Consider the following 18331-nt stretch of genomic DNA (forward strand, 5'->3'; position numbering starts at 1 on the left):
CCATGAGCATCGCCGAGCCCGCCACCGCCCTGTCCGTCGTCGGCCACTGGATCGACGGGGCTCCCTCGGCCTCCTCGTCCGGCCGCACCGCTCCCGTCTACGACCCGGCGCTGGGAGTCGCGACCAAGGAGGTCGCGCTCGCCGACTCCGCCGAGGTGGACGCCGCCGTCGCCTCCGCGAAGGCCGCCTTCCCCGCATGGCGCGACACGTCGCTCGCGAAGCGGCAGCAGATCGTCTTCCGCTTCCGCGAGCTCCTCGAGGCGAAGAAGCAGGAGCTCGCCGAGCTGATCACGTCGGAGCACGGCAAGGTCGTCTCGGACGCGCTCGGCGAGATCACCCGCGGCCAGGAGGTCGTGGAGTTCGCGACGGGCCTCGCGCACCACCTCAAGGGCGAGTACTCGGAGCAGGTCTCCACCGGCGTCGACGTCTACTCGACCAAGCAGCCGCTGGGCGTGGTCGGGATCATCTCCCCCTTCAACTTCCCGGCGATGGTGCCGATGTGGTTCTTCCCCATCGCCATCGCCGCCGGCAACACCGTCGTGGTGAAGCCCTCCGAGAAGGACCCGTCCCCGGCGATCTGGCTCGGCGCCCTCTGGAAGGAGGCCGGCCTCCCCGACGGCGTCTACACGGTGCTCAACGGCGACAAGCAGGCCGTCGACGGGCTGCTCGAGCACCCCGACGTGCGCTCGATCTCGTTCGTCGGCTCCACCCCGATCGCGCAGTACGTCTACGAGACGGGCACGAAGCACGGCAAGCGCGTCCAGGCCCTCGGTGGGGCGAAGAACCACATGCTGGTGCTCCCCGACGCGGACCTCGACCTCGTCGCCGACTCCGCCATCAACGCCGGCTTCGGCTCGGCGGGCGAGCGGTGCATGGCGATCTCGGTCGTCGTCGCGGTGGAGCCCGTCGCCGACGAGCTCATCACCAGGATCCAGGAGCGGGCCGCGACCCTGCGCATCGGCGACGGACGCCGCGGCTGCGACATGGGCCCGCTGATCACCGAGGCGCACCGCGACAAGGTCGCCTCCTACATCGCGATCGCGGAGGAGGACGGCGCGGAGGTCGTCATCGACGGGCGCGGGATCGAGGTGGACGGCGACGCGAACGGCTTCTGGCTCGGCCCGACCCTGCTCGACAAGGTCCCCACCACCTCCCGCGCCTACACGGAGGAGATCTTCGGACCGGTGCTGTCCATCGTCCGCGTCGCCTCCTACGAGGAGGGCGTCGCCCTGATCAACAACGGCGCGTTCGGCAACGGCACCGCGATCTTCACCAACGACGGAGGAGCGGCCCGCCGCTTCCAGAACGAGGTCGAGGTCGGCATGATCGGCATCAACGTCCCCATCCCCGTCCCCGTCGCCACGTTCTCCTTCGGCGGCTGGAAGGCGTCCCTCTTCGGCGACACCAAGGCCCACGGAGCAGAAGGCGTCCGCTTCTTCACCCAGCAGAAGGCCATCACCAGCCGCTGGCTCGACCCCTCCCACGGCGGCATCAACCTCGGGTTCCCGCAGCATTCCTAGGCTCTCTCCTCCTTCGTCGTCGATCGCCCGCAGTCGGCTCGGGAGGGTGGTCGGGTATCGCAGAGCGTCGTGCGTTCCGCGCACGTCGATCCGCTGGGACGCGGATCACCGGTTGCGCTCCGCGGCGCTTGTGAGGCTCTCTCCTCCTGGCGTCGTCGATCGCCCGCAGTCGCGGTACGCGACCCGCTCTTCCCAGCGCGACCACCCTCCCCGGCCGGCCGCGGCCGATCGACGACGAAGGAGGAGAGAGGCTCTTGAGCACCGCGCAACCGGCGATCCGCGTGGGAGCGGATCGTCGTGCGCGCTACGCGGCCCGCTCTGCGGAACGCGACCACCCTCCCCGGCCGACCGCGGCCGATCGACGACGAAGGAGGAGAGAGGCTCTTGAGCACCGCGCAACCGTCGATCCGCGTGTGAGCGGATCGTCGTGCGCGGTACGCGACCCGCTCTTCCCATCGTCCCCACCTCCTGAGGCCGACCGCGGCCGATCGACGACGCAGGAGGAGAGAGGCTCTTGAGCACCGCGCAACCGGCGATCCGCGTGTGAGCGGATCGTCGTGCGCGGTACGCGACCCGCTCTTCCAGCGTCCCCACCTCCTGAGACCGACCGCGGCCGATCGACGACGCAGGAGGAGATCGGCTATGAGTGGAGCCGCAGCGCCGTCCAGAGCTCGGTGCGGGCGGAGACGTCGTCGAGGTCGAGGCCGAGGGCGCGCTCGACGGCGGTGATGCGGTTGCGGAGGGTGTGACGGTGCACGCCGAGGTCGCGGGCGGCGGGCTCCCAGGCGCCGTTGCGGCGGAGCCAGACGCGGGCGCTCTCGAGCAGCACGGCTCCCTCGGGGGTCAGCAGCGGTGAGAGCATCCGGCGGGCGAGCGGTGCTGCTCCGGCGGCGGCGAGAAGCCCGATCATCCCCTCGGCGGCGACGTCCTCGAAGCGGACCACCGTCCCGTCTCCTGTCCGCTCGGCGGCGCGCCGCGCCTCCTCGAGGCCCCGGTCCAGGTCGGACCAGCCGATCGGGACGGAGGCGCCGGCGCTCGCGCCGTGCCGCTCCAGCACGGCGGTCAGCGGCTCGAGTCCGTCGGCGGCGGCGACGGCGACGAGCGAGCCGTCCCTCTCGGCGAAGAACAGGCGCGCGCCGTCCTCCTCCGCCACGACCTCCAGCTCGTCGAGGAGCGAGTCGCCGTGCACGGGCGCGCTCAGCACGACCACCCGCACGGGCTCGGCGGGCAGCGGGCTCCCCAGGCGCCGTGCGGTGCTCTCGGCGACGTCGAAGGCTCCCGCGGCCAGCAGCTCGAGCAGTCCGGAGCGCAGCTGCCGACGGGAGGAGTCCAGCGCGCGCCGCTGCTCCAGCGCGATGCTCGCCAGGGCGATGACGCTCGCGACGAGGTCGCTGCCCGCCGGGTCCAGCGGCGTGCCCGTGCCCACGGCGAGCACCCCGCGCAGGTGGTCGCGGCGCCCGATCGTCTGCAGCGTCACTCCGCCGCCGTCGTCGAGTCGGAGTCCCGCTCGGCTGCCGCGCGTCAGGGCGTGCCTCGCGGCCGCGGCGACCGCCTCCTCCGCCGGCACGTCGAGCCGGGTGGGCAGGTGCACCCTCTGCCCGGCGGCGTCGTAGAGGGCGACCCAGCAGTCCAGCTGCCGCTCCAGCTCGGTGAGGATCGCCGCGAGCCCGTCCGGCCGCAGCGCCGCGCGGGCGACCCGCCGCTGCGCCTCGAGCGACCACTCCAGCCGCTCGCGCTGCTCCCGCGAGATCACGTCGGCGACGAAGCGGATGATCCCCATGAACGGAGTCAGGTCCGCCACCTCCAGCAGCGGCAGGCCCTGGCGCTCGCACGCCGTGACGAGAGCGGTGGGCACCTCGTCGTGCACGATGCGGGTGGCGAAGCCGAGCGCGCGGATGCCGCGGCCGCGCAGCCGGGCGACGTACTCCTCCGAGAACTCGGCGCTGTCGTGCCCGGTGAAGTGGACGCCGTCGGTCAGCAGCAGCTGGCCCGACTCGAGCCAGGGCGTCGGATCGACGAGGTCCGAGGAGTGCGCCCACACCAGAGGGGCGTCGAGGTCGGCCTCGTCGTGGACCCCGGCGAGCACGCGGAGGCGGAAGGCCGGTTCGGCCAGCAGATCGCGGACGGTCGCGGGCATGCGCGGCTCCCTTCGACGTTCCGTCCATCGTAGGGTCCGCGGATCGACGGATCCGCACGCCCGCTTCCGAGGCGCGCGCGGCACGATGGGGAGCATGACGTCCTCGACCGCCCCCACCGTCCGCGACAACGCCTCGGTCACCGCCGCCGACCGGTCCCGCGTGTTCCACTCCTGGTCGGCGCAGGGCGCGCTGAACCCGCTGCCGATCGCAGGCGGTCTCGGCGCCGAGGTCTGGGACGTCGACGGCACCCGCTACCTCGACTTCTCGAGCCAGCTCGTGAACGTCACCATCGGCTACCAGCACCCGAAGGTCGTCGCCGCGATCCAGGAGCAGGCGGGCGTCCTCACCACCGTCGGCCCCGCCTACGCGAACGAGACCCGCGCCGAGGCGGCCCGCCTGATCACCGAGCGGGCGCCCGAGGGCATGGAGAAGGTCTTCTTCACCAACGGCGGCGCGGACGCGAACGAGAACGCGATCCGCATGGCGCGGCTGTTCACCGGCCGCGACAAGGTCGTCTCGCTGTACCGCTCGTACCACGGCAACACGGGAGCGGCGATCGTCTCGACCGGCGACTGGCGCCGCATCCCGAACGAGTACTCCCGCGGGCACGTGCACGCCTTCGGGCCCTACCTGTACCGCAGCGAGTTCTGGGCCGAGACCCTCGAGCAGGAGTGCGAGCGCGCCCTCCACCACCTCGAGCGCGTCGTGCAGGCGGAGGGGCCGGAGTCGATCGCCGCGTTCCTCCTCGAGACCATCCCCGGCACCGCCGGCGTGCTCACCCCGCCGCCCGGCTACCTCGCGGGTGTGCGCGAGATCGCCGACCGGTACGGCATCCAGCTGATCCTCGACGAGGTCATGGCGGGCTTCGGCCGCACGGGGGAGTGGTTCGCCTTCGACGCCTTCGACATGCGCCCCGACCTGATCACCTTCGCGAAGGGCGTGAACTCCGGCTACGTCCCGATCGGCGGCGTCGTCATCTCGGATCCGATCGCCCACCACTTCGACGAGCGCGTCTTCCCCGGCGGTCTCACCTACTCGGGCCACCCGCTCGCCGCGGCCAGCGTCGTCGCGACGCTCCAGGCGATGGAGGAGGAGGGGATCGTCGACAACGCGCGCACCATCGGCTCGGAGCACCTGGCCCCCGGCCTGGCGGCGCTCGAGGCGAAGCACGACCTGATCGGCGAGGTCCGGGGCTCCGGAGTGTTCTGGGCCCTGGAGCTGGTCACCGACCGGGCCGCGCGCACCCCGCTGCCGGCGGCCTCCGTCGCCCGCCTCAAGGCCGACCTGCTGTCCCGCGGTCTCCTGCCCTTCACCGCCGACAACCGGATCCACGTGGTCCCGCCGGCCGTCATCACCCCCGCCGAGGTCGCCCGCGGCCTCGGCATCCTCGACGACGCCCTCACCGCCTTCAGCGGCTGACCGCACTCCGTTCCGCAGGCGGCGGCGTCCTCGCGAGGCGTGTCCGGGGATCCGCGTTCCAGCGGATCCGCGTCGCCGTGCGCATCCCGCTCCTCGGGACCCGGCAGCGCGCTCGAGCCGACTGCGGGACGCCGCGCGGGGAGCGGCGTCCTCGCGAGGCGTGTCCGGGGATCCGCGTTCCAGCGGATCCGCGTCGCCGTGCGCGACCCGCTCCTCGGGACCCAGCCCCGCGCTCGAGCCGACTGCGGGACGCCGCGCGGGGAGCGGCGTCCTAACCAGCACTGTGCAAGGCGAACGCCGTCACGAACCCGAGGACCGCGTACAGCCCGGTGAGCACGTCGTCGCGGTCGAACGCCTCGGGGATCATCGTGTTCGAGATCATGGCGAGGATCGCGCCGGCGGCGACGGTCGTCACGAAGGCCACGACCGCGCCCGGTGCGGTGGCGAAGACCAGGAAGCCGACCAGCGCCGCGGCGGCCGAGATCGCGGCGATTCCGCCCCAGACGGTGAAGACGTAGCGGGCGGAGCGGCCGTCGGCCTTCATGCCGACGGTCGAGGACAGGCCCTCGGGGAGGTTCGAGATCGCGACCGCGGCGACGATGGGCACGCTGATCGCCGCTCCCGCTCCGCCCTGGGCGACCGAGAGGCCGAGCACGATCGATTCTGGGACCCCGTCGATCAGGGCGCCGGCCGCGATGGCCGCGCCTCCTCCTCCGCCCGACCCCTTCGCGCTCTTGCGGTTCCCCGCGCCGGCGCGGGTGAGCAGCGCGTCCGCGCCGACGAAGACGACGGCTCCCGCGAGCGTGCCGAGGATCGTCGGGAGCAGTCCTCCGTCGTCCGCCGCCTCCTGCACGAGCTCGTAGGCGAGCGCCGAGATCAGCACCCCTGCTCCGAAGGCGGAGATCGCGGCGGTGAGCTTCGGGGGCACGCGCACGAACCAGGCGAGCGCGGCGCCGATCAGGAGGGTGGCGCCGCCGATGGCGCCGCTGGCGAGGGCGAGGGTCCAGGGAGGCACGGCTCCACCCTTGCATCGGCGGCGTCCGGTCGCGGCGGGCTTGACGGGGGCGCTCCGGCGGCGCTCGACCCGCCTCCGCCGGCCCCGACAGCTGTCGTGCAGGCGTCGGGCCGCGATGCCCGGCCGATCCTCGGCGATGGAGGGCCGCTCGGGCCGGGCGTCCCCGTAAACTGCCGGAATGGCGGAGTTCAGCGCGAGTGTTTTCCAGAACGAGTTCCTCTCGGACGGCGCCACCGACGTGCACGCCATCGTCACGGTGACCGCGTCCGGCACGGGGGTCGCCGGGTCCGACGGGGCCGCGGCCGAGATCATCATCGTGGACTGCTCCGGATCGATGACCGGCGAGAACATGACGGCCGCGAAGCGCGCCGCCGCCGTGGCCGTCGACCAGATCCTGGACGGCACCTTCTTCGCCGTCGTGGCCGGGTCCGAGCGCGCCGACCGCGCCTTCCCGTACCCCAACGCCACCGTCTCGATGGTGCGGATGGAGCCGGGGGCGCGAGCCGCGGCGAAGGAGGCGATCGGCTACCTCCAGGCCGACGGCGGCACCGCGATGGGCACCTGGCTGACCCTCGCCCGCCAGCTGTTCGCGACCGTGCCGGAGGCGACGCAGCGGCACGCGATCCTCCTCACCGACGGCAAGAACGAGCACGAGTCGCGGATGCAGCTGGACGCGGCGATCCGCGCGGCGTCCGGCGACTTCCAGTGCGACGTGCGCGGCGTCGGCTCCCGCTGGATCGTCGAGGAGGCGCGCACCATCGCGAGCGCCCTGCTGGGCACCGTGGGCCTGATCGCGAACCCGGCCGACATGGCTGCCGACTTCGAGTCGCTGATGCGGGCGTCGATGGGCCGGGGAGTCGCCAACGGCGAGCTCCGCGTCTGGACTCCGCAGGGCGCGCAGCTGCTGTTCGTCCGTCAGGTCGCGCCGAACCTCGAGGACCTCAGCTCCCGGCGGAACTCCGTGAACCCGCTCACCGGCGCCTACCCGACCGGCGCCTGGGGCGACGAGTCGCGGGAGTACCACGTGGCGGTCCGGGTCGCGTCGAAGCCGGTCGGCTCGGAGCAGCTCGCCGCGCGGGTGCAGCTCAGCGTGCGCGACGAGGTGGTCGCCTCCGCCCTGGTGAAGGCGCGCTGGACGGACGACTCCGCCCTGACCGCCCGCATCGACCCCGCCGTCGCCCACTACACCGGCCAGACCGAGCTCGCCTCGGCGATCCAGGACGGGCTCGCGGCGAAGGCGCGGGGCGACGAGGCGACCGCCACGGTCAAGCTCGGGCGGGCGGTGCAGCTCGCCTCCGTCACCGGGAACGACGAGGCGACCGCGAAGCTGCGGAAGGTCGTCGAGATCGACGACCCGAACGAGGGCACCGTGCGGCTCAAGCGCGGCGTGGACCGCCTCGACGAGATGGCGCTGGACACCGCGTCGACCAAGACCACGCGGGTGCGCAAGTGAGCTTCCGCTGTCCCGAGGGGCACACCTCGCAGTCCGGCGACTACTGCGACGTCTGCGGGGCGCCCATCGGTGCCGCTGCGGCCCCGTCGCCCGCTCCCGCCGCGCCGACCACCGCGATCCCGACCGGCCCCTCGGTCTGCCCGCACTGCTCGTTCCCGAACGAGCCAGGCGCCCTGTTCTGCGAGAACTGCGGCTACGACTTCACGACCGGCTCCCTCCCCGAGGCCGATCCGTTCACCTCCTCCGGCGCCGTCCGCGCTCCGGGCGAGGTCGGCGGCTCCGCGACGCCGTCGGGGGACCCGGCCCAGCACCTGGGCGAGGCGCCCGCGCCGCAGGCCGATCCCGCGGCTCCGACCGAGCTGGTCCCGGAGCAGGAGGCCGGCTTCGACACCCCCGTCGCGACCGCGCCGCCCGCCGCTCCGCCGACCGAGGTGATCCCGGAGGCCCCTGCACCCGAGGCCGCAGCCCCCGACGCGGCACCCGAGGCCTCAGCGTCGGAGGAGGAGGCCGCGTCCGCGCCGGCCACCGGCTCCGCCCGCCCCGCCGCCGCCTCCGCGGACCCGGACCGCCCGTGGATCGCCGAGCTCTGGGTCGACCCGGAGTGGTACGCCGAGCAGCGCGCCGACGACCCCATGCCCTCGCCCGGCCCGCCCGCGACCGTCGTCCTCCGCGAGCGCACCCTGCTCGTCGGCCGCCCGTCCGTCTCCCGCGGCATCTCGCCGCAGGTGGACTGCGGCTCCGACTCCGGTGTCTCGCGGCGCCACTGCCAGCTGAGCACCGACGGCTACCGCTGGTGGGTCGAGGATCTGCAGTCGGCGAACGGCACGTACCTCGCCCCGGCCGGGGCGCCGCTCCCGCAGTCGCCGATCGCCGCCGGGCAGCGCCGCGAGGTCGAGGAGGGCGACCGGATCTACGTGGGCGCCTGGACGAGGATCGTGCTCCGTCCCGCGTTCCCCGGCGAGGCCTAGGGCCCCGCGCCCGGTCGTTCAGCGACCGGCGAGCGCTCCGAGCATCCACGACAGCGCCGCGATCGCGCCGACGCCGACCACGCTCGAGCCGATGATCACGGAGCGCCGGATCCGTGCCGCGCGCGAGTCCGAGGCGGTCGGCGCGGCCGCCGCCGTGCCCGTCGTCATCCCGCCGCGGAGCCGGTGCGCGACTTCGTCGGCGGTCGGCCGCTTCTCCGGGTCCCGCTGCGTCATCGAGGTCAGCAGCGCCCGCCACTCCGCCGGCAGGGTGTCGGGCACGGAGGGGCTGCGGTGGAGGCGGGCGATGGCCGCCTCGAGGACGGTGCCCGAGTACTCGCGGTGACCGGTGATCGCCTCGAGGAGGACCAGGCCGAGGGAGAAGACGTCGCTCGCTCCACTGATCGGCTCGCCCGCGACCTGCTCCGGGCTGACGAAGCTCGCGGTGCCGATCACGACGCCGTCGCTGGTGAGGCGGGAGCCGTCCATGAAGTGGGCCACGCCGAAGTCGGTGAGCTTGGCGGTGCGGGTGTAGCCGCTGGAGGCGACCTCGCTGACCAGGATGTTCGCGGGCTTCACGTCGCGGTGCACGACGCCGCGCTCGTGCAGGTAGGCCAGGGCCTCGGCGAGCTGCGTGCCGATCGCCGCGACCTCCGCCGCCGGGAGGAGGCCGGACTCGAGCCGCGCCTCCATCGTGGGGTCGGCGACGAGCTCCATCACGACGTAGCGGCGGACCTCGCCGCCGAAGTTGTGCAGCCCCGCGTCGAAGAGGTTGACGATGCCGGGGTGGGCGAAGGAGCTCAGCATCCGCACCTCGCGCTCCTGGCGGGCCACGTCCTCGGGGTTCGAGGCCTCCGCGCGGAACACCTTCACGGCGACCTCGCGCTGCACGGTCTCGTCGCGGGCCCGGTAGACCGAGCCCATCCCGCCGGAGCCGATGCGCTCGATCAGGTAGTAGCGGCCGGCCACCTTCTGCTGGGCGGCGTTCGCGGCGACGGTACTCATGGCGATCCCGCCTTCCGCTCGAACGGTGCGCTCCGGAGCGCACGAGGTGGGCGCCTGCGACGACGGTACCGCGGGGCGGCGCCGGCCGGGTCGGCGGAACGGGGGGATTGACACTCCCGGCCCCGGACGGGGGGACGAATGGCCGCTCAGCGCACCGATCCGCACCCCCGGCCGCGGGGTCAGCGGAGGCCGCTGCGCGCGAAGCCCTGCACGAAGTAGCGCTGGAACACCAGGAACAGCACCACCATCGGCACGACGTTCACCAGGGCGAACGCCATGGTCGCTCCGTAGTCGCTGCCGAACTGCCCCTGGAGGAAGAGCAGCCCGATCGGGAGCGTGAACAGCGCGTTCTCCTTCAGGGCGATGAGCGGCCAGGCGAAGTCGTTCCAGGAGCCGAGCAGCGACATGAAGAAGAGCACGGCGATGAGCGGCTTCGAGAGGGGGAGGACGATGGCCGTGAACACGCGGAAGTGCCCGGCGCCGTCGATCCGGGCCGCCTCGATCAGGTCCCGCGGGATCGCGAGGATGAACTGCCGCGCCAGGAACAGCCCGAACGCCGAGGCCGCCGTCGGCAGGATCACCGCCCAGTAGCTCCCGTAGAGGCCGAGGTCGGTGACGAGCCGGAACAGCGCCACCATGATCACCTGCACGGGCAGGGTGAGCGTCGACAGGGCCAGGAGGAAGAGCACTCCGGATCCGCGGAACCGCAGCTGCGCGAAGGCGTAGCCGCCGAGCAGGTTGATCGTCACGGTGATCAGCGCGGTGACCAGGCTGATCGCGAGGGAGTTGCCGAACCAGGTCGCCACGGGGAACGACGAGAACACCCGCTCGAAGTTCACCAGCGTCAGCTCGCGCGGCCAGAGGCGGAGGGTGCCGCCGAGCAGCTCGGACCGCGAGGAGAACGCGACGACGACCATCCAGTACAGCGGGAAGACGATGACCACCGAGACGGCGAGGGCGAGGGCGAGGCGGAGCAGGCGCGAGGTGCGCGACGTGCGGATCATTCGACGAGGTCCCTCGAGCGGTTGGTGCGCCACTGCACCGCGGTGAAGATCATGGTCAGGATCAGCAGCACGATGCCGATGGCCGCGGCGTAGCCCTGGTCGCGGGTGACGAAACCGGTGTCGTAGGCGTAGGTCACGAGCACCGAGGTCGCGTTCTGCGGTCCGCCGCCGGTGAGCACGAAGACGATGTCGAACACCTGGAACGAGTAGATGACGTTGAGGATGAGCAGGAAGAACGACGACGGGCCGACCAGCGGCAGCGTCACGTGGCGGAACTGCTGCCACGCGTTCGCTCCGTCGAGCCGGGCCGCCTCGTAGAGCGCCGGGTTCACCCCCTGCAGCCCCGCCAGGTAGATCAGCATGTTGAAGCCGGTGCGCCACCACAGGGTGACGAGCACCACGGAGGCGAAGGCCGCCGCTCCGCCGGACTGCCAGGCGATGCGGGGGAGGCCGATCGTCTGGAGCATGCCGTCGAGCACGCCGCTGTTCTCGTCGAAGATCAGCACGCCCATCAGCGCCGTCGCCACTCCGGAGACCGCCATCGGCAGGATGAGGATGCTGCGGAACACCGGCCGCGCGGGCAGCACCGAGTTCATCAGCACCGCCGCGCCGAGGCCCAGCGCCATCGAGAGCGGGGTCACGATCAGGGTGAACAGCGCCGTGTTCAACGTCGAGCGCCAGAAGAGGCCGTCGCCGAGCAGCCGCGCGTAGTTGTCGAGTCCGACGAAGACGCCGTCGCCGAAGCCGTTCGTGCGCTGGAAGCCGATCAGGAACGCGCCGCCCAGGGGGACGAACACGAACAGGCCGAGCATCAGCAGGTTCGGCGCGAGGAACGCGTAGGCGGCCGCCGTCTCGCGGGCGGGGGCGCGGGAGGTGCGCCGGGGGCGGGCGGTCACCGCCTCCGGCGCGAGGACCGACCGGCTCACTGCGTCGCGGCCGCGATGCCGGAGGTGAGGCCGGCGATGGTGTCCTCGGTGCTGCGCCCGCCGACGAAGGCCTGCTCCAGCTGCTCCTTGAGCACCGTGATGATCGCGGCCATGTCGGGCGAGGCGACCTGCGCCGAGTCGGACGCCTGGACGGTGCCCGCCTGGCCGAGGAACACCTCGGCGAGCTCGGGGCGCACGGCGAACTCGATGCCCGACTCCGTGAGGTCGCGACGGGTGGGGAGGAGGGAGGCGCCGGCGCAGAAGTCGCGCATCGCCTCCTCCTCCGTCACGAACGCGAGGAAGGAGGCGGCCAGCTCCGGGTTCTTCGCGGCCTTGGTCGCGACGAGGGCGTTGCCGCCGAAGTCGCCGCCTCCGCGCACGTTGCGCGGGGAGTAGGTGGCGCCCCACTCGAAGTCGAGGGTGGAGTCGGCGTCGGGGATGAGGAACGCGCCGGCGAAGGTCATCGCGGTGGTCTGCGAGTACCAGAGGTCGCTGGCGTAGGTGGTCGCCTGCACGGAGCTGCTCGGCGGCACGAGGCCGTCGGTGAAGAAGCTGCGGCTGAAGTCGATCGCGGCGCGGCCGGCGGCGGAGTCGATCGCGGGCCCGGACAGGTCCTCGGTGAGGAAGCGGCCGTCGGCCTGGAAGAGCAGGCTCAGCCAGCGGGTGACGCCGTTGCCCTGCCAGTTGTAGGCGAAGGGGTAGCGCTCGGCGGGGAGCGAGGCGCGCAGCTTCCGCCCGACCTCGGTGAACTCCTCCCAGGTCCACGCCTCCTCGGGCGAGGAGGGGAAGGAGGTGACGCCCGCGTCGGCCAGCACCTGCGTGTTGTAGAGGATCAGCGAGGTGTCGGTGTGGTGGGGGACGCCGAAGGGGCTCCCGCCGCTCTGCACCGCGGCCCAGGCCGGATCGGTGAACCGCTCGGCGACGTCGGAGTCGAGGAAGCCCGACAGGTCCAGGAGCTGGTCGCGGCCGGCGTAGCTGCCGAACGTGTAGTACGGGACCCGGAAGACGTCCGGCGGGTTGCCCGCCTGCAGCTGCGCGTCGATGTTGGTGAACATCTGCTCGTACGGGACCGCGTTGAGGGTCACGGTGGCGCCGGCGTTCGCCGACTGGAACGCGTCGATCGCGCGCTGGAAGCCGGCCAGCTCGGCGTCGGTGCCCCAGGTGGTGAAGGTGAGGGTGTCGCTGCCGGCGCTCGCCGCGGGGCCCGCGGGGGCGAAGCCGCAGCCGGAGAGGACCGGGACGGAGGCGGCGACGCCGAGCGCTCCGAGGAAGCGGCGGCGGTCGAGGACCGCGCGTCCGAGCTGCGAGAGGTCGAGAGCCCCCGCGGGGAGCCCCTTGCTGGTCAGGCCCATGACGGCCTCCTTCCGGGGGCCAGCGGCAGGCTCCCGGGGGCAGGCTATTCCGGCAGGGCCGCGGGAATCGCGGCTGGACGGATCGGCCGATCCATGAGAGGAGCGGCCGATCCGCGCGGCGGGCGTTCAGCCGCGGCGGCCGAGCATCCCCTCGAACGAGCCGTCGAGCGCCCACGGGTCGGGCGCGGAGCCCGAGCGGGAGGAGCGGGCGGCTTGATCGGCCAGCTCGCGTCCGGCGCGCTCGATGCGCGAGGGCAGCGCCCGTCCGTCCTCGGTCGCGCCGCCCCAGTCGTCCGTCGCCGCGAACACGGTGGTCGCGAGGGGCGCCGCGTGCAGGTAGGTGAAGAGCGGGCGCATCGCGTAGTCGACGGCCAGGGAGTGGCGGGGGGACCCGCCCGTGGCCGCCAGCAGCACGGGCAGGTCGCGCAGCGCCTCCGTGTCGAGCACGTCGACGAACGACTTGAAGAGCCCGCTGTAGCTGGTGGTGAAGATCGGCGTCACGGCGATCAGGCCGTCGGCGCCGGCGACCGCGTCGAGCGCGGTCTGCAGAGCGGGGCTCGCGAAGCCGGTGAGGAGGTTGTTCGTGACGTCGTGCGCGAGGTCGCGCAGCTCCACGACGCTCCGCTCGACGGCGAAGCCCTGCTCGGTGAGGGAGGACTCGGCGGCGTCGGCCAGGCGGTCGGCGAGCAGCCGGGTCGAGGACGGCTGGCTGAGGCCGGCCGAGAGGACGGTGATCCTGCGGGTGTCCATGGAGAGCTCCTGACTAGACGGTGACGGGCTCGGCCGCGGGCTGCGCGTCGCGCGCGGCCACGAGGGAGGCGTGGGTGGGGGCGTCGGGCACGTGCGAGGGGCGGCCCTCGGCGAAGCCGGCGCGGAGGGCGGGGAGGATCTCGCCGAGCATGTCCATCTGCTCCAGGACGGTCTTCAGCGGGAGTCCCGCGTGGTCCATCAGGAAGAGCTGGCGCTGGTAGTCGCCGACGTACTCGCGGAAGCCGAGGGTGCGGTCGATGATCTGCTGCGGGGAGCCGACGGTGAGCGGGGTCTGCTCCGTGAAGTCCTCGAGCGAGGGGCCGTGGCCGTAGACGGGGGCGTTGTCGAAGTAGGGGCGGAACTGCGAGACCGCGTCCTGCGAGTTCCTCGCCAGGAAGATCTGCCCGCCGAGGCCGACGATCGCCTGGTCGGCGGTCCCGTGGCCGTAGTGCTCGAAGCGCTGGCGGTAGAGCTGCACCATCTTCTGGGTGTGCGAGGCGGGCCAGAAGATGTGGTTCGCGAAGAAGCCGTCGCCGTAGTAGGCGGCCTGCTCGGCGATCTGAGGGGAGCGGATCGATCCGTGCCACACGAACGGCGCGACACCGTCGAGGGGGCGCGGGGTCGACTGGAAGCCCTGGAGGGGAGTGCGGAACTGGCCCTCCCAGTCGACGAAGTCCTCGGTCCACAGGCGGTGCAGCAGGTCGTAGTTCTCGATCGTCAGCTCGATGCCGCGGCGGATGTCCTTGCCGAACCACGGGTAGACGGGGCCGGTGTTGCCGCGGCCGAGCATCAGGTCGACGCGGCCGCCGGCGAGGTGCTGGAGCATCGCGTAGTCCTCGGCGAGCTTCACGGGGTCGTTCGTGGTGATGAGGGCCATCGCGGTGGAGAGCGTGATTCTCTCGGTCTTCGCCGCGAGGTAGCCGAGCGTGGTGGTGGGGGAGGAGGACCAGAACGGCGGGTTGTGGTGCTCGCCCAGGGCGAAGACGTCGAGGCCGATCTCCTCCGCCTTCAGCGCGATCGCGAGGGTCGCCTGGATCTTCTCGGACTCGGACGGGGTCCATCCGGTCGTGGGGTCGGTCGTGATGTCGCTGACCGTGAAGATGCCGAACTGCATCAGGCGCTCCTTCTGTCCTCCGGCCCGGTGGGGCCTGGTCCATGCGTTTGCATGTACATCCTCATTCAACCACGTGCAGCCGGATCTATTCCTGAGGATCCCCGGGCCTCCGCCGGGCTGTCGCAGGACGGCGGAGGCGCCGTGCCCGGACGTCGCCGACCCGCCCCGCTCGCCCCGCGGCCGCCCGAAACATCCCCGCAATACGCCCCGCACTAGAGTCGTGCCATGGGTGACCTCTTCGACGGATACGGGTCCCAGAAGGTCGAGCGGCCCGACACGGGCGCCACCCCCTGGGACGAGATGTTCGCCGACGTGGCGTCGACCGGAGGCCCCGACGGGGTCCGCGGCGCCTACCGCGACATCTACTCCTCGCTCGCGCGGATGACCCAGGAGGAGCTGCGCGGCCGCACCGACGCGCTCGCCTCCTCCTACCTCGCGCAGGGCGTCACCTTCGACTTCGCGGGGGAGGAGCGGCCGTTCCCGCTCGACGCCGTCCCCCGGGTGATCGAGCGCGCCGAGTGGAACGAGGTGCAGACCGGCATCAAGCAGCGGGTCCGTGCTCTCGAGGCGTTCCTCGCCGACGTCTACGGCCCGCAGAACGCCGTGGCCGACGGCGTCATCCCCGCCGGGCTGATCTCGAGCTCGAGCCACTTCCACCGGCAGGCCGCGGGCATCGTCCCCGCGAACGGCGTGCGGATCCAGGTGTCCGGGATCGACCTGATCCGCGACGAGAAGGGCGGCTGGCGGGTCCTCGAGGACAACGTCCGCGTGCCCTCCGGCGTCTCCTACGTCATCTCGAACCGCCGGGTGATGGCGCAGACGCTGCCCGAGCTGTTCGTCTCGATGCGGGTGCGCCCGGTCGGCGACTACCCGAACAAGCTGCTGCAGGCACTGCGCGCCTCCGCCCCCGACGGCGTCGACGACCCGACCGTGGTCGTGCTCACTCCGGGCGTCTACAACTCCGCCTACTTCGAGCACACCCTCCTCGCCCGCCTCATGGGCGTCGAGCTGGTCGAGGGCCGCGACCTGTTCTGCACGGGCGGCAAGGTGTTCATGCGCACCACCTCCGGCCCGACCCGGGTCGACGTGATCTACCGCCGCGTGGACGACGAGTTCCTCGATCCGCTGCAGTTCCGCGCCGACTCGATGCTCGGCTCCCCCGGGCTGATGCTCGCGGCCCGGCTCGGGAACGTCACGATCGCCAACGCGGTCGGCAACGGCGTCGCTGATGACAAGCTCGTCTACACCTACCTGCCCGACCTCATCCGCTACTACCTCTCGGAGGAGCCGGTGATCAAGAACGTCGACACGTGGCGGCTCGAGGATCCGGGAGCGCTCGAGGAGGTGCTCGACCGCCTCGACGAGCTCGTCGTGAAGCCGGTCGACGGCTCCGGCGGCAAGGGCCTGGTCGTCGGGCCGGCCGCCTCGGCGAAGGAGCTCGCGGAGCTGCGCTCCCGCCTCCAGGCCGACCCGCGCGGCTGGATCGCGCAGCCGGTCGTGCAGCTCTCCACCATCCCCACCCTCGTCGACGACGGGATGCGCCCCCGGCACGCCGACCTGCGGCCCTTCGCCGTGAACGACGGCACCGACGTCTGGGTGCTGCCCGGCGGCCTGACCCGCGTCGCGCTCCCGGAGGGGCAGCTCGTCGTCAACTCGTCGCAGGGCGGCGGATCGAAGGACACCTGGGTGGTCGGCCTCGAGGAGGCGCGCAGCGCCGAGCCCGAGGCGCGCGACATCCAGGCGCTCGTCGCCGAGCAGGCCGCGGTCACCAGCTCCATCCCGATCGTCTACCCGCTCAACCACACGCCCGACCACTCGCCGCAGGACGCGCCGAACACCGACCAGGACCAGCAGCAGCAGCAGACGCTCGCGGCGGGGGAGGACGACTGATGCTCTCCCGGATCGCCGAGTCGCTGTTCTGGATCGGCCGCTACATCGAGCGGTCCGACGGCACCGCCCGCATCCTCGACGTCCACCTCCAGCTCCTGCTCGAGGACCCGTGGATCGACGAGGACACGGCCTGCCGCTCGCTCCTGTCGGTGATGGGCTCGACCCCGCCCGACGACATGCGCGAGATCACCCGCGCCGACGTGCTGGCGATCCTCGCGATCGACCGCACGAACCCCGCCTCGATCGCCTATTCGCTCGGCGCGGCCCGCGAGAACGCCCGCCGGGCGCGCGAGATCGTCTCGACCGAGCTCTGGGAGTGCCTCAACACCACGCGCACCCGGATGCCGCGCCGCGTCTCGGGCGAGCGGGTGTCGGAGTTCTTCAGCTGGGTGCGCGAGCGCTCCGCCCTCGCCGTCGGCATCATCGAGTCGGCGACCTCGCGCGACGAGGCCTGGCAGTTCTTCACCCTCGGCCGCTCGATCGAGCGCGCCGACATGACCGCCCGCCTGCTCGCCACCCGCTCGCTGACCGAGGCGAGCGGCCCCTCCTGGACCACGATCCTCCGCTCCTGCGGCGCCTACGAGGCGTACCTGCGCACCTACCGGGGCGTGCCGAGCGCGCGGAACGCGGCCGAGTTCCTCCTCCTGGACCGGCTGTTCCCGCGCTCGATCCTCTTCTCGGTCTCGCGGGCGGAGGCGTGCATGCGCGACATCGAGCCGCGCACCGGCCGCATCGGCCACTCCGGCGACGCGCAGCGCGTCCTCGGGCGGATCCGCAGCGAGCTGGAGTTCCGGCCGATCACCGACATCCTCGAGGACCTGCCGCGGCACATGGACAGCGTGCAGGAGGCGACCTCGGCCGCTTCCGAGGCGATCCGCCAGCGGTACTTCCCCACCAACGTCATGCCGAGCTGGATCGGGGAGGCGCTGTGAGCAGGCTGCGCATCAGGCACACCACGGGCTTCACCTACGCGGGGGACGTGGTCGCGTCCTACAACGAGGCGCGGATGCTCCCCGCCTCCTCGGACGGGCAGCTGGTGCTGTTCTCGAACCTCGACATCCGGCCGGTGACCTCGGTGCACGCCTACACCGACTACTGGGGCACCCGCGTCTCGTCGTTCGACGTGCTCGACGCCCACCGCGAGCTCTCGCTGACGGCGACCTCGCTCGTCGAGATCCGGCCGAAGCAGCACCCCGACCACCCGACCGGGTGGGATCAGCTGTCCGAGCAGGTCGAGACGCGCACCGAGTACGTGGAGCAGTCGAAGCAGACCCACCGCACCGCGCCGCCGGAGGACCTCGCGGCGATGGCGCGCTCGCTCGCGGACGAGGCGGCCGGCCCGTGCGAGGCCGCGCTCACGATCGCCGAGACGATCGGCCGGGCGATGACCTACCGGCAGGGCGTCACCGGCGTGCACTCCACCGCGACGGAGTCGTGGACCGCGCGCGAGGGCGTCTGCCAGGACATCACGCACATCGTCCTCGGGGCGCTGCGCTCGGTGGGCATCCCGGCGCGCTACGTCTCGGGCTACCTGCACCCCAAGCCGCACGCCGAGATCGGCGAGACCGTGGTGGGGGAGTCCCACGCCTGGGTCGAGTGGTTCTGCGGAGGAGCCTGGCGCGGCTACGACCCGACGAACCTGATCGACATCGGCGACCGCCACGTCATCGTCGGCCGGGGCCGCGACTACAACGACATCGCGCCGTTGCGCGGGGTGTTCGCCGGGCCCCGCTCGTCGAAGCTCTTCGTCCGCGTCGAGATCACCCGCGAGGCCTGAGGG

General features: G+C 72.5%; 15 protein-coding genes. 7 read left to right on the forward strand and 8 right to left on the reverse strand.

All coding sequences use genetic code 11. The features are described 5' to 3' along the window. The first annotated feature begins 2 nt into the window (after positions 1-2). Positions 3-1520 carry a CoA-acylating methylmalonate-semialdehyde dehydrogenase gene (locus C5C37_RS13310; RefSeq protein WP_104283188.1) on the forward strand — a complete coding sequence of 506 codons (1518 nt, stop codon included), beginning with the start codon at positions 3-5 and terminating at the stop codon, positions 1518-1520. A 640-nt stretch (positions 1521-2160) separates the two neighbouring features. On the opposite strand, the gene C5C37_RS13315 is transcribed toward C5C37_RS13310, so the two are convergent. Beyond that, positions 2161-3657 carry a PucR family transcriptional regulator gene (locus tag C5C37_RS13315; protein WP_181127422.1) on the reverse strand — a complete coding sequence of 499 codons (1497 nt, stop codon included), beginning with the start codon at positions 3655-3657 and terminating at the stop codon, positions 2161-2163. 94 nt (positions 3658-3751) lie between these two features. On the opposite strand from C5C37_RS13315, the gene C5C37_RS13320 reads away from it, so the two are divergent. Continuing rightward, the gene (locus tag C5C37_RS13320; protein WP_104339059.1) at positions 3752-5077 is read left to right on the forward strand and encodes an aspartate aminotransferase family protein; all 1326 of its coding nucleotides are present in this window, start codon (positions 3752-3754) and stop codon (positions 5075-5077) included. A 271-nt stretch (positions 5078-5348) separates the two neighbouring features. On the opposite strand, the gene C5C37_RS13325 is transcribed toward C5C37_RS13320, so the two are convergent. Continuing rightward, positions 5349-6092: a ZIP family metal transporter gene (locus tag C5C37_RS13325; RefSeq protein ID WP_104223842.1), complete on the reverse strand. Its 744-nt coding sequence runs from the start codon at positions 6090-6092 to the stop codon at positions 5349-5351. A gap of 178 nt (positions 6093-6270) precedes the next feature. On the opposite strand from C5C37_RS13325, the gene C5C37_RS13330 reads away from it, so the two are divergent. Next, the gene (locus C5C37_RS13330; protein WP_104339060.1) at positions 6271-7545 is read left to right on the forward strand and encodes a VWA domain-containing protein; all 1275 of its coding nucleotides are present in this window, start codon (positions 6271-6273) and stop codon (positions 7543-7545) included. Then, complete coding sequence (locus C5C37_RS13335; protein WP_104339061.1) at positions 7542-8513, forward strand: FHA domain-containing protein; 972 nt, start codon at positions 7542-7544, stop codon at positions 8511-8513. Before C5C37_RS13330 ends, C5C37_RS13335 begins: the two co-directional genes overlap by 4 nt. Positions 8514-8531: 18 nt before the next feature. Here the strand turns inward: C5C37_RS13335 and C5C37_RS13340 are convergent, their stop codons facing one another. The 6 genes from C5C37_RS13340 to C5C37_RS13365 form a co-directional block, all read right to left on the reverse strand. Next, entirely contained in the window at positions 8532-9515 is a 984-nt protein-coding gene (locus C5C37_RS13340; protein WP_104339062.1) for a serine/threonine-protein kinase, read from the reverse strand. A gap of 179 nt (positions 9516-9694) precedes the next feature. Beyond that, a complete protein-coding gene (locus C5C37_RS13345; protein WP_104233145.1) occupies positions 9695-10519 on the reverse strand; it encodes a carbohydrate ABC transporter permease in 825 nt (274 codons plus the stop codon). Further along, complete coding sequence (locus tag C5C37_RS13350; RefSeq protein ID WP_244229482.1) at positions 10516-11415, reverse strand: carbohydrate ABC transporter permease; 900 nt, start codon at positions 11413-11415, stop codon at positions 10516-10518. Before C5C37_RS13350 ends, C5C37_RS13345 begins: the two co-directional genes overlap by 4 nt. A gap of 26 nt (positions 11416-11441) precedes the next feature. After that, a complete protein-coding gene (locus C5C37_RS13355; protein WP_104297825.1) occupies positions 11442-12797 on the reverse strand; it encodes a sugar ABC transporter substrate-binding protein in 1356 nt (451 codons plus the stop codon). A 126-nt stretch (positions 12798-12923) separates the two neighbouring features. Further along, positions 12924-13547: an FMN reductase gene (locus C5C37_RS13360; protein WP_104315048.1), complete on the reverse strand. Its 624-nt coding sequence runs from the start codon at positions 13545-13547 to the stop codon at positions 12924-12926. Between the two features lie 13 nt (positions 13548-13560). Continuing rightward, complete coding sequence (locus tag C5C37_RS13365; RefSeq protein ID WP_104339063.1) at positions 13561-14661, reverse strand: LLM class flavin-dependent oxidoreductase; 1101 nt, start codon at positions 14659-14661, stop codon at positions 13561-13563. Positions 14662-14886: 225 nt separating this feature from the next. Between C5C37_RS13365 and C5C37_RS13370 the strand changes: the two genes are divergently transcribed. Genes C5C37_RS13370 through C5C37_RS13380 form a run of 3 tightly spaced genes read left to right on the forward strand, consistent with a single transcriptional unit; the run spans position 14887 to position 18328 of the window. Further along, the gene (locus tag C5C37_RS13370; RefSeq protein WP_104223850.1) at positions 14887-16551 is read left to right on the forward strand and encodes a circularly permuted type 2 ATP-grasp protein; all 1665 of its coding nucleotides are present in this window, start codon (positions 14887-14889) and stop codon (positions 16549-16551) included. Next, on the forward strand, positions 16551-17483 hold the full coding sequence (locus C5C37_RS13375) for an alpha-E domain-containing protein (protein WP_104223851.1): 933 nt from the start codon (positions 16551-16553) through the stop codon (positions 17481-17483). The genes C5C37_RS13370 and C5C37_RS13375 overlap by 1 nt, the downstream gene beginning before the upstream one ends. Next, positions 17480-18328 carry a transglutaminase family protein gene (locus C5C37_RS13380; protein WP_104223852.1) on the forward strand — a complete coding sequence of 283 codons (849 nt, stop codon included), beginning with the start codon at positions 17480-17482 and terminating at the stop codon, positions 18326-18328. Before C5C37_RS13375 ends, C5C37_RS13380 begins: the two co-directional genes overlap by 4 nt. Positions 18329-18331: the final 3 nt, after the last annotated feature.

The sequence above is a fragment of the Rathayibacter sp. AY1F9 genome (assembly GCF_002932155.1).
In the GTDB taxonomy this organism is placed as follows: Bacteria; Actinomycetota; Actinomycetes; order Actinomycetales; family Microbacteriaceae; genus Rathayibacter.